The 11009-nt window shown below is 67.2% G+C and carries 12 protein-coding genes and 2 pseudogenes; 4 read left to right on the top strand and 10 right to left on the bottom strand.

Annotated features, from left to right (window positions below; translation table 11 throughout):
- Nucleotides 1-121: 121 nt before the first annotated feature.
- Nucleotides 122-265: a hypothetical protein gene (locus BLW84_RS47565; protein ID WP_177226571.1), complete on the top strand. Its 144-nt coding sequence runs from the start codon at nucleotides 122-124 to the stop codon at nucleotides 263-265.
- Between the two features lie 56 nt (nucleotides 266-321).
- Here the strand turns inward: BLW84_RS47565 and BLW84_RS20440 are convergent, their stop codons facing one another.
- Together BLW84_RS20440 and BLW84_RS20435 are read right to left on the bottom strand one after the other, a co-directional pair.
- A complete protein-coding gene (locus BLW84_RS20440) occupies nucleotides 322-1512 on the bottom strand; it encodes an ISL3 family transposase (protein ID WP_218157385.1) in 1191 nt (396 codons plus the stop codon).
- A 243-nt stretch (nucleotides 1513-1755) separates the two neighbouring features.
- The gene (locus BLW84_RS20435; RefSeq protein WP_093267539.1) at nucleotides 1756-2163 is read right to left on the bottom strand and encodes a hypothetical protein; all 408 of its coding nucleotides are present in this window, start codon (nucleotides 2161-2163) and stop codon (nucleotides 1756-1758) included.
- Between the two features lie 413 nt (nucleotides 2164-2576).
- Here BLW84_RS20435 and BLW84_RS20430 point away from each other — a divergent pair, with 413 nt between their 5' ends.
- The 3 genes from BLW84_RS20430 to BLW84_RS20425 all read left to right on the top strand — a co-directional run bounded on the left by BLW84_RS20430 (nucleotide 2577) and on the right by BLW84_RS20425 (nucleotide 5347).
- Complete coding sequence (locus tag BLW84_RS20430; RefSeq protein ID WP_093267538.1) at nucleotides 2577-3383, top strand: protein kinase family protein; 807 nt, start codon at nucleotides 2577-2579, stop codon at nucleotides 3381-3383.
- Nucleotides 3384-3796: 413 nt separating this feature from the next.
- Nucleotides 3797-3952: a hypothetical protein gene (locus tag BLW84_RS47560; protein ID WP_177226586.1), complete on the top strand. Its 156-nt coding sequence runs from the start codon at nucleotides 3797-3799 to the stop codon at nucleotides 3950-3952.
- A 105-nt stretch (nucleotides 3953-4057) separates the two neighbouring features.
- Nucleotides 4058-5347: a helix-turn-helix domain-containing protein gene (locus BLW84_RS20425; protein ID WP_093267537.1), complete on the top strand. Its 1290-nt coding sequence runs from the start codon at nucleotides 4058-4060 to the stop codon at nucleotides 5345-5347.
- A 257-nt stretch (nucleotides 5348-5604) separates the two neighbouring features.
- Here the strand turns inward: BLW84_RS20425 and BLW84_RS20420 are convergent.
- From BLW84_RS20420 to BLW84_RS50345, 8 genes and pseudogenes are all read right to left on the bottom strand, one after another.
- Nucleotides 5605-6447, bottom strand: a pseudogene (locus tag BLW84_RS20420) (fructosamine kinase family protein); the annotation flags it as partial.
- 431 nt (nucleotides 6448-6878) lie between these two features.
- On the bottom strand, nucleotides 6879-8213 hold the full coding sequence (locus BLW84_RS20415) for a tetratricopeptide repeat protein (protein ID WP_093267534.1): 1335 nt from the start codon (nucleotides 8211-8213) through the stop codon (nucleotides 6879-6881).
- Nucleotides 8214-8336: 123 nt separating this feature from the next.
- The gene (locus BLW84_RS20410) at nucleotides 8337-8546 is read right to left on the bottom strand and encodes a hypothetical protein (RefSeq protein WP_093267532.1); all 210 of its coding nucleotides are present in this window, start codon (nucleotides 8544-8546) and stop codon (nucleotides 8337-8339) included.
- A gap of 210 nt (nucleotides 8547-8756) precedes the next feature.
- Entirely contained in the window at nucleotides 8757-9062 is a 306-nt protein-coding gene (locus BLW84_RS20405) for a hypothetical protein (protein ID WP_093267531.1), read from the bottom strand.
- Nucleotides 9056-9313, bottom strand: a complete 258-nt coding sequence (locus tag BLW84_RS20400; RefSeq protein WP_093267529.1) for a hypothetical protein — start codon at nucleotides 9311-9313, stop codon at nucleotides 9056-9058. Before BLW84_RS20400 ends, BLW84_RS20405 begins: the two co-directional genes overlap by 7 nt.
- The gene (locus BLW84_RS20395; RefSeq protein ID WP_143061017.1) at nucleotides 9310-9828 is read right to left on the bottom strand and encodes a hypothetical protein; all 519 of its coding nucleotides are present in this window, start codon (nucleotides 9826-9828) and stop codon (nucleotides 9310-9312) included. Before BLW84_RS20395 ends, BLW84_RS20400 begins: the two co-directional genes overlap by 4 nt.
- Nucleotides 9795-10664, bottom strand: a complete 870-nt coding sequence (locus BLW84_RS20390; RefSeq protein ID WP_093267526.1) for a hypothetical protein — start codon at nucleotides 10662-10664, stop codon at nucleotides 9795-9797. Before BLW84_RS20390 ends, BLW84_RS20395 begins: the two co-directional genes overlap by 34 nt.
- A 227-nt stretch (nucleotides 10665-10891) precedes the next feature.
- Nucleotides 10892-10996: pseudogene (locus tag BLW84_RS50345) on the bottom strand (Crp/Fnr family transcriptional regulator); the annotation flags it as partial.
- Nucleotides 10997-11009 lie beyond the last annotated feature (13 nt).

Raw genomic sequence — 11009 nt, 5'->3', positions numbered from 1 at the left:
TATCCGCGGATCAACGGATCAGCTGGTGAGGACCGGCCCGTCAAGCATCGCGGTGGGGCAATGCGGCGATCCCGCGCGGACTCGGCCAGCCACTACCCCAGCGTGTGCGAAGGAGACGAGCATGGCCAGCCTGGTCGCGGCCCGTGGCGCGACACTGGCGCGGGCTATGGGGATCACGTTGCTGCACATTGAGCGTGCCCGTACCGGATGCGGGCCGTGGCAGCGCGCCCAGGACTGGCTTGCCGAAGCGGTCCGCCAGGGCTGATGGCGCTTTCTGAATAGGGTCCTGTCGCTGATTGCGTGATCAACATGTGGGTCGGCTCAGACTCGGCAGAGGACCTTCTTGCGGAGCAAGTCGAACTTCGCCCGCCCGTACATGCTTCTCTTGACCGATTTCAAACGCGACACGGCGCCTTCGACCGCACCGGAGTTGTGTTCCATCGTGAGCCCGTTGACCACCGCAGTGCGGTCGCGAGCGAGCCCAGCGGTGAACGAGTGCAACTGCGGGAAGTCATCCGCTTCCACCGCAGTGATCCATTCATCCAGGCGTTCACCATGCAGGCCCGTCATCATCTCCGCGAAAGACGCGACGTGATAGGCCAACCTTTCCAGGGCTGAGCTGCGGGCCAGGATCTCGTTCAGCCGACCGCGTTCCCGGTCATCGAGGTCGTCGGGATGTTGGAGCATCCATCGAGTCACGTCTCGGACCTTTGCCGGGGCTGGGGTGGCAGGGGGCGCGGTGCCAACTGTCCGAAAGAGACGGAGATAGCGGGTCAGAGCCGGATAGCTGCCGGTGTAGGCCTGCTCGCGGATCTCGGCCAGCAGGACCGTCGCCGTCGTGCACCCCTGGTTCCATCGCTCACGCAGGTATGGTTTGAACCGCTCCAGCGGCCCAGGACGGCCGTCCCGCTGCTTGATCAGCAACTCCTCAACGGTCGCTGCCCGAGCGAACCGCCGCACGGTCTTGCGATCCAGCCGCAGTGACCGGGAGATCCCGCTGATCGATTCGCCGTGGGCCAGGAGTCGTTGCACGTCCTGGTAGTGCTCACGGATCCGGACGACCACGGCTTGCGCCTCGACGCGGTCAATGTCTGCGGCGATCGCGATCTGTTCAACGTTCACCGGGCCAGCGGGATCTGGTTCAGACTCGGGGATATCGTGTTCGGGATCGCGCAGGTCATGGCGATGCTGCCGGATCGTTTTCTCGACATAGCCGGCCAGGCCATGCCAGAGGTGCCAGCGGTCGGCTACTTGCCGAGCACCGGGCGCGCCCAGGCGCGCACCTTCGGCATACGCGCCAGCACGATCACGACAGACGATGGTTACGCCAGGGTGCGCGCGCAGCCACTCGGCGAGGCTATCCGCGGCGCGGTCGGCGAGCAGGTCAATCGGCCGGTGTGTAGCCATGTCGAGCAGGATGGTCCCGTAGCTGCGGCGGCGTTTGACCGCGAAGTCGCCGACACAGCACCACCGGTAGTCCCGCCACCGGCGCGTCAGCCACCCGACGGTCATAGCGGCTATGAACCCGCGGAGACCCCACCCCACATGACGAACAGGCACTCGCACTCGCCTTGGCACATGCCCAGATCCGCACCCCGCCCGGAGCCTGCTCGACCTTCTCGACCGTCACTCCGGCCAAGTGCGGCAACAGGTCCGCTAACCAACCATGATCACACCGCGATCATGATCACAGACCCGTGGGACCACACCCGAAACGGGGTTCAAGATGTTGATCACGCAATCAGCGACAGGACCCTATTCAGAAAGCGCCATCAGCGCCACGCCGACAACATCTTCAACCCGCCACCCGCGCGCCGGCCGGCCTGCTGGCCCGGGATGACGCCAGAAGCCCTGAGTCTCGAAGGGGTAGAAGGTGATGAGCTCGACGGCACATCCGCCGACACCACCGTCGAGTTCGCTGGGTTCCCAACCGAGCCAGTCTTTCCCGCGTTCACCCCCGGGACCGCTGAGCAGGTGCGCGGCGGCAGCGGTGACCGTGACCGTTTCGGTCTCGTCGAGCAGGGCCAGGGCGAGCTGGGCGGTGGCCCGGTCGGCGGCATCGGTGTGGCGGCGGTAGGCCGTGAGGCCCCCGGCCAGGAACAGGTGCGGCCCGGACAGCGCCGAGAGGAACAGCCGGAGCCGAAAAGGAGCGGCGTTGAGCACGGCTGGATCGTCGGTGACCGGAGTGATTCGCAGGCGCGGGGCGCCGAACCCGGCCAGCGCGGTGGCGTGTCGATGTCGGCGCTGGTCGCGCAGAGTTTGACGTCGTGGCGGACTTCGGTGTCGAGCTCCAGGCCCTCGCGGTGGTGCAGGTCGATCACGGCGTCGACCAGGCTGGGGAGGGTGTGGCGGGCTGGTCATGGACGAACAGCAGATCCAGGTCCGAGTAGGGGCGGGCGTGGGTGTGGGCGTGGGAGCCGTAGGCGATCGCGTAGCCGCCGACACCGATGGTCTCATGGTGATGTGCGCGTGTAGCTCCTCCAGCGACGTCCCGTACCAGTGACCGAGTGACCGACCGCTGTGGGCGGCCCGGTGATCATGCCGGGTCGCCCGCTCTGTCTCGTAAGGACTTACTGTTGGCGAAACGTCTCCGATGGGCCGATCTGCCCGGCTCTCTCATCGAGTCGATCACGGCCCGGACGGGGCCGATCATCTCGGGCCACGCCGTGACCGACGGGAAGAACTCGCCGCTGGCCGCCGCACTGGAGACCCGCGACGGGAGGCTCTTCGTCAAAGGGCTGCCGTCCGATCACCGGATGGTCATCACCCAGGCTCGCGAGGCCGCCGCGGCGCCGTTGGTCAAGGGAATTTCACCCGCGTTGCTGTGGCAGTTCGATGAAGGCGGATGGAACGTCCTGGGTTTCGAGCATATTGACGGCCGGTCAGCGCACTACGGGCCAGGCTCACCGGACATTGATCTGGTCGTGGAACTCATGCACGCTCTGAGCGACATCGAGATCCCGGCAGGTCCCGGCCCGTGGAAGCCTATCGAGACGCGCCTACGAACCTACGTCGACGATCCCGCGGACGCCCTGATCTTCGCTGGGCAATCACTCACGCACACGGACTGGATGCCGGACAACGTCTTGATCTCGCACGGTCAGGCGTGGCTGATCGACTGGGCGTGGGCGACGCCGGCGCAGTCCTGGACCGACCCGGCGTTCTGGCTGCTGCGACTCATTGCTCACGGCCACACCATCACCCAAGCCGAAACCATCGCCGCACGGCTTCCCGCCTACGCCGCCGCCGATCCCGAGCATGTCGCCGTGTTCGCCCGCGTGAACAGGGGCATGTGGAACGAGATCGAGCGGGATCACCCGATCCCCTGGGCACAAACAATGGCGGCGACCGCCCGCGCCTGGGCCGAGCACCATCGGGCGTAGCTCACCTTCTAAGCAGCCAGGTCGAGGTCTAGGCGGCAGTCCATATCCAGAAAGAACCGACCGTAGGGGTGTGCTTGAGTCTGGTGAGCTCTTGACATGTTGACCGGACTACGAGCCGACACGCCGCGGTGATCGGCGTGGGGCTCGCCTGCGGCAGAGCTCGCCTGCAGCGCTAGTAACCGCCTCAAGGCGACTGCGCCGCACCAGCTACGCCGCGGCGCTGCGTGCCGAAGCCGACAGCATCAGCCAAGGGACACCGACCGTGCCGGGGGCACCTACGCTCGTGTCGTGGTTCGGAACATCCACTGTGGAGTGGAGGAGTCCGTGGGCTCGAGCCACGGCCGCGGCGCAGCTCCGTGCCCACGCTGAAGGCCACGACCACCCCGTGACGCCGTTGGACGGCGCCCCGATCGGTGACGAGGCAGCATGGGTTCCGGGGGTTCGTGCAGCTCAGCGACGGGCGTCAGGTGAGCAGCGAGTGGACATCGATGCTGGAGCTGCCGATCTGGCGCGACGGGATCACCGAGGACGACCTGCGGCGCCTGATGCGGCGCTCCTCGGCCTCGTGAGCACCAGCGGCCGGGCCCTTCAGGCCGGAACAGCGGTTCCGACTCGTAGTATTTGACTGGTAACCGTGAGTTAATTCGGGCAACGGTGACCGAAGGGGACGGCTGATGCGATCGGTTCCGTCAGACCTGTGGGACAAGCCGCAGATGCGGGCGGCGCTGGCAACCCGCGATATCTCCACGGTGTTCTGGCTGCTGCGGGAGGTCATCTCCCAGCGGCATATCGCCATGTGCACCGGCTGCTCGCAGTCGGAGGTCAGCGAGATCTGCAACGGGAGGCAGGTGATCTCCTACGACGTGCTGGCCCGGATCGCTGACGGACTGGGGATTCCGCGCGGCTACATGGGACTGGCTGGCATGCCCATTCCAGTGAGCCGTACCGAGCCGCAGGCGATCGATGAGGTCACCCGCCGTCGGGAGCTGATGGCCACGGCGATCGCGGCCGTGACCCGGGCGCCGAGTGAGGTGCCGGAGCCGATGGCGCTGGAAACCCTGACCGAGCCGCTGGGGGCGGTGACGATCACCGACCTCGATGCGGCGGAACACGCGTTGGGTGCATTGCGCGATCTGGACCAGAGTCTGGGTGGTGTGGCGGCGCGCCCGGCGGCGGTGGCGGTGACATCCCGGCTGTCCCTGATCGCAGCCTCTTCGGATCTGGGGGAGGGGATGCGGCGCAGGGTCTTGGAGCTCCTTGCCCGGGCCGACCTGCTGGTGGCCTGGATCCAGCTGGACTGCGGCGATACTGAGGAGTGCCGGACCCACATGGCGAGGGCATTGACGACGGCGCGGGACGCCGAGAACACGAAGCTACTCACGCACGTTCTGTACGGATCGGGCCGGGCGCTGCTGCATCAGCGGAAGCCCGCTGATGCGCTCCGTCTGCTGCAGCTGGCCGAGGTGCACGCCACCGGCGTGCAGCACGCGGTGTTGTCCGCGTCCCAGGCATGGGCGCTGGCCGAGTTGGACGCTGGCGAGTTGGTGCCCCGGCGGCTGCGTCAGGCCGATGAGGCCTTTGCGCTCGGCGCGGCGGGCGGTCCGGCTTGGCTGAGCTGGTTCGGTACGGCGGACCATGCGGCGGTCACCGGAGCCACCTGCGCGGTCGTGGGTGATTTTGACCGGGCCATTGCCGACACCCAAGTAGCGCTCGCTCACCGCGGGGCGGCCGAAGCGCGTCCGATGGCATTCGAGCTCGGCACCCTGACCCTGTGCCAGCTGCGGGCCGGGGAACTCGACGAGGCGATGGCCACCGGAGGTGAGCTGCTGGATCAAGTCGGGCAGCTTCGGTCTGTCCGCGTGCAGGAGCGGCTGGCGCCGTTGGTGAAAGAAGCCAACGACAGCGGGGACAGCACGGTGCGCGACTTCGGGCGCGAGCTGCGGGATCGTGTGCCGGCGTCCTAATCGGAGCCGCGCTCGCGGAGTTCGGTGACGCTGCGCTCGCCGCGCAGCAGTGCACGAGCCTCGTGGAAGTTCACCGGACGCCCGAGCTCGTGCTCCAGGACCAGGACGAGCGCGTCGAGTCCGCCGCGCACATGTCCTTTCGTTCGGGCCGGCGCATCGCCACCGGGCGGCATGTGCGCCACCGCCGCGAGGTCCGCGCGGATCATGCCGGTCAGCCGCTCCACGATGCTGGAGGCCGACGTGGACCGGTCGCCCAGCACCGCCTCGGCCGTCGCGACGAGCTGAGCGGTGTAGCTCCGCCCGAACAGGGCGGTGTGTACCAGCAGCGGGAACAGCTGATGCAGCCCGATGCGCTGCCGCCAGCCGTCGGCGAGCGGGGCCACCTCGTGATAGGCGGCCACGATGCGGTCGAGGTGCGGGCAGCCGAAGAGATGCAGCATCGCGAGGTCGGTTTCGCGGTGTCCGCCGTGTGCGGCCGGGTCGATCAGCCACGCCCGCCCGTCGGCTCCCCAGTGCACGTTGCCGTGCCACAGGTCGCCATGAAGCCGCGCCGGCGGCTCAGCCGGTCCAGCGAACTCGTCGAGCCGCTCGATCACCGCCTCGACGACACGCGCTTCATCGGGGGTCAGGGCGTGTGCGTCGACGGCGAGCGCGAGGAAGGGGAGAAGCCGGTGTTCTGCGTAGAACTCCGGCCAGGACGGTGCTGCGATGTTGCGCATCGGTGCGGCACCGATGCGCGCGTGGGTGGGCCCGCCTGGTGGTGCGGCGCCGAACGCGGGCGCTCCGGCGGCGTGCAGGGCGGCAAGGCCGCGGCCGAAGGCCTCCGCGGCGGTCGCGGTGGGCTCACCGCCGGGAATGTGCTCGGTGACAAGCCACTGGTCGTTGGTGGCGAGGACGGCGGGGACGGGCACGGTCGTGGTGTCGGCGAGCCACCGCAAGCCGGCAGCTTCGGCGGCGGTCGCGTCGGCCGGGGCGGTCTTGGCCAGCACCCGCTCTCCATCGCCGAGCTCCACGACGAACGTCGCGGCGGAGTCGCCGCCTCCCAGACGAACGGAATCGCGCACGGCACGGCCGGTTACGGCAGTGATCAGCTCAGCCACATCAGATTCGATCACAGGCGCTACGGTACGGCGCGGGAGCACCGCGTGGGGTGGTCAAGTGGCGTCTGGTGCCGCCACCGGTTGCTCGGGGTACGCACGGCGGTCGGCATTGCGAGCTGATTCGACCTCGCCCGGACGAACCGACTGCCAGCCGGCGCGGACACTATCCATCTGACACCACCTCCCGCAGCGCGAGCTGTTCTTCTCCTGGTCGTTAGGGGCGCCGCGGACACCGCGCGCCCGCGGCGCAGCTCACCGGCCTTCCAGATTTCCGCGGCTGGCGGCCGTCAGCCGCAAGTTCCACTGCATCAATCCGTTCCTCTGCATGTCATGCCGCCCGCCGGATATCAGGCCGGCGAGGCTGATTCGGGGCTGTGGTCATACTTGGCAGGGATAGCGGTGGCGCCAGCATCACCACCGAGTTCTGCGGATCACAACTGCATCGTGTCCCAGTACAACCACGGCCAGTCCCAGGCTCGTTCGATCGTCAGAGTCACAGGGTGTTTGGCGCCCAGCGCCGCCGCTGCTCGCACCGCAGCCTCGTGGCGCATCCGCAGTGCCTGCTCAGTTTCGCCAGTTTTCCCCAGGGTCCCGGCTAGGTTCGCTGCGTAGACAGCGACCTGGGGGTGAGCCACGCCCAATCGCGCGACCGAGCGATCCACGACCTGGTTCGCCAACGCGCAAGCACGGTGATGTGCACCGGCCATCGCCCACCGCACAGCCAGGGTTCCCTCGCACACCAATGTGAACGGGTGGTCCGGGCCCATCGCGGTGCGCATCATGTCGACGGCGGCCATGCCGTGATTCGCACCCTCCCTGGGATCGGCCGCGGTTGAGGCCATCACCGCCAATGTGGCAGCGGTGTCCTGTCCGCGCTCATCCTGCTTGAGCAATCGCTGGTACGCGTCGCCGGCCAGGTTGTACGCCTCGTGTGGTTTGCCTGCGCGCTGTAGCGTCACCGCCAGCATTCGCTGACTGCCCAGGACGAACGGGTGGTCCGGGCTCAACGCCTCTCGATGCGCGGAAAGAACTCGCCGACCCATGTTGACGGCTGCGTCGTATTGCCCGAGCTCCCGTAGGTCCATGGCCAGTCCGGCCTGGACACGCAGTGTGGACGGATCGTTCGGGCCGTGCTGCTCGGTGTACGCATTGGCGGTGGTGGCGTCGAGCTGGTGTGCCTCCGTGAATCGCCCCAGCAGCCGAAGTGCGCTGGCCCGGTTGAGTTCTAGCCGTAGTCCTTGTTTGCTCGCGTTGCCGTATGCCGAGCACGCTTGCTCGACAACGCTGTTGCGGATGATGAGTTCGTCGGCGAATTCACCCATGATGCGGGCGTGGACTGCTTTCAGATCCGCATACTCGATCTGCCACTCGCCGATGTCTTCAGTGGCCTCGCCTAGGATTCGTCCGAGCTCTGCCACGATGTGTCCGAGTTCGGCGTAGTGGCCGGTCCGGTAGCACGCCCACGCGTTGGCGCAGCCGATCTGCCATGAGGGCAGCGCGGCGTGTCCCATTTTGAAGCGCCACGCTTGCCACAACCGCCCAGCGATCTCCCGCGCCTGGGCGTACCGGCCCGTGCGCATCAGCGTGGACACGCGGTCGAGCCAATCATCGTGGTGTTCGAGGGCGTCTCGGTCAGCCGAATCGGCGGCCGACATGTTCATTTCATTTCCTTCGTGGAGCGTGGTGGTGATCGGTGTCGGCGGCGCGAGCTGCCTCGTCGCCAGGACCGCCTGGAGCGGCAGCCCGCCGGAGGCACGAGCGAGCACCTCCGTAGCGGCATCGTTGGAGCTCAGCGTTGTGCCCGCAGATTCCGCCGGGTCAGGCCGCGACCGACCGGCTCAGGCGAACATCGCCCCTCATGCTCTCCGAGGGGCGACGTTGGGTTCAGGTCACGGGAGGACCCTGGCGTACACCGAGCCCATCCAGCTCAGTACCGCCTCGTTTGCGTTCTGCAGGTCGGAGTAGTACGGCACCGGCAGCCCGACGGCGGCCAGCTGCCCCCACCCATATACGGCGACGCTCACCACCCCCACAACCACGAACGATATGGCCATGGGCGCCACGAGCATCACGGCCCCCTTGAAGATCAAGGATTGCATGTCTTCCTTCGTCAGTCTCAATATCAACGGGTGCCGGGCATCGCACCGATGTGCATCGTTGAACACCGGCGATGCCCGGCACCCACGCCTGGTGGAGAGATCGCACTTTCTCCACCAGGACGAGATCGGCGGTGACCTCCCTTCTCGCGGATGAACACCCAACCCCGGCACAGGCGCGGGAATAATCAGCCGGGGCGCCGGGCGCGGGTCTCAGACGAGCCCGATCAACAGTTCCCTGTTGATCGGGCTTCCGATCAGGAACAGCAGGGCCGCCAGGCTCCACGCGATGTCGAGGTGTTGCGTCAGGAGTGCCCAGGCCCCCAGCGCGCCGACGAGCACTGTGCCGAGGGCGGCGAGCAGGAACGAGGGGTCACCCCCGCCCGGGCCAATCCACGCCATCTCCAACAGGGCGTAGGTGCCCCACAGCGAAACAGCGAACGTGGGCAGCGCCGAGCACACCGCCAGCGTCTTCGGTAGTCCGGTGCCACTCGCCCACGCCCGCACGTGGCTCACCATGTCGTCGCCGCGGTGTCGATCACCTGGCAGATCTGGACCAGGCCCGCGTCGATGACCTCGGAGCCGTCCTGTTTGACACGCACCAGCGCCCCGAGCACAGTGGACTCGGCCTCGCTGGTGCGCAGCGCGTCGGCGACCTCAGCTATCACCGGCTCCATGCTGTCGCGGAGCTCGCCTCCCGCGCCGTAGGGAAGCCCAGCCTTGATCCCCTCCAGATCGGCCACCACATCCCCGACGCCGACGCCCGTCATGCCTGGTCCGCGCCCACGCCGAAACCAGCGAAGCCCCTGATCTTGCTCAGTGGAGCGACCTCGGCGCCGAAGCCATTGAACGTGTCTACGCCATGGAGATCGACGCGGGTGAGCGCCTGCTCCATCCCGTCGCGCGCATTCCTGATCGCCTCGACCGGGTCGTCGGTGATCAAGCTTTTGACGAACGTCACCGTCTGATTGACCCGGTTGCACACCGCCAGTACCGGAAACAGTCCGGAGTGATCGAACCATGCGGTCGCGATCTCTTCGAGCAGGTCACGGTCGGCGCCGGCGAAGAGTTTGGTCAGCTCCGCTACCTGGATCGAATCCTCGTCAACCAGAACTTCCACGGGTTCCGCGTCTGCGGCCTGGACAGCTTTGAGGCGGTCTATGACCGTTTTGAACATGCGCGCGTCAACGGGGTCCCGGCGGGTGTTCTCGCTGAACAAGACCCAGCTCTGGGGCTCGTCGTCGAGATGGTCTACCTGGCGCGTTTCTGGTGTTTCTGTTGCCATTCCTCTGCTTTCGCGATCAGCTTGTCCAGATCTGTATTGCTGGCTGCCGTGTTTTTCGGGGTCGCGGAAATGAACCGGCACTCTCCGGTGGGCGCATAAGCCGCCAGGTGACCGCCGCCCCGGTGCTCGACAGCACCGCCTGCCTGGTAGAGCGCCTTGATTCGTTCGTTGGTGTCCTTGCGGGCCGATCTCGGGCGGGGGCGGCACCGCAGCGCCTCGACCTTCGCCACCGCGGACGAGGGCTGATGCGGCGGTGCTCCCGTTTCGTTGGCGACGGTCTCGGCCGCCAATTGCTCCGCCTTATCCAAAATGGACTTTCTCGCGGCGCCGATCAGCTCGTGCAAGTCCTCAACGATGCGGGTCATGATCGCACCGACCTGGCCGAGCACATCGTCATGCGCCGCGCTGGTGTACAGCGTTTCCGACAGCAGCGCCGCCGTCGCTTCCAGCTCCTCGGCGAACCGGTCGACCACCCACGTCGGCAGCGATGACGTGGCAGCCCGTAGCCGAGCGGCCGTGTCCCGAACGCTGGTCACCGCTGAATCACCATCCTGCGCATCGTCTGCCTGGGGATCGTCTTCCTCCTCATAGCCCCAGATCCGTACCCCTGCGCGGAGTATCTGAGCGATCGTGAGTTGATTGACCTGCCACAGCGCCATCAGCGACCTATGCGCGGGCACGGTGTGCAGCGCCAGCATGCGGTCGGTGCAGTCACCGAGGAAGATCGCTCGCGGCCGGTCACGCTGGCTCAGCGTGACGTCGAGCCGGGCCGCGCGCCGTATGCTGTGCGCTTTGGCTACCGCCCGCGTCTCGTGGATGTCGTCATCCATCGCCACCGCCGGGATGCTTCATCGACTGCTCCCACCGGGCATCGGACTCTTGTTTGTGGCGGCGCAGACACGCGATCAGACGTCGAATCAGTCGCATCGGCGCGACCCCCGCACAAACGACAGGTGCTTGATGTGGACCCGGGCTTCGGTGCGCTCGAAGTCCTCAGCCGACCGGACCGCGATCGTCCCCGACTGCTCACGCGCGCCCTGGCAGCCAATGGCCTCGGTCGCTAGCTGTTGGTCTGGCGCTGTCGGCGCGCGACCACGCGCAGCAGCTGCTCGGCGATCTCCGGGCGCGCCGCGATCCACTGCCGCAGCGCCGAGCTGGATGCTGTAACGCCGGTCGCCCAG

This window comes from Saccharopolyspora shandongensis, assembly GCF_900106995.1.
Classification (GTDB): domain Bacteria; phylum Actinomycetota; class Actinomycetes; order Mycobacteriales; family Pseudonocardiaceae; genus Saccharopolyspora; species Saccharopolyspora shandongensis.
Note: the sequence above shows the minus strand (reverse complement) of the source record. Positions and strands in the feature narration are given on the sequence as shown.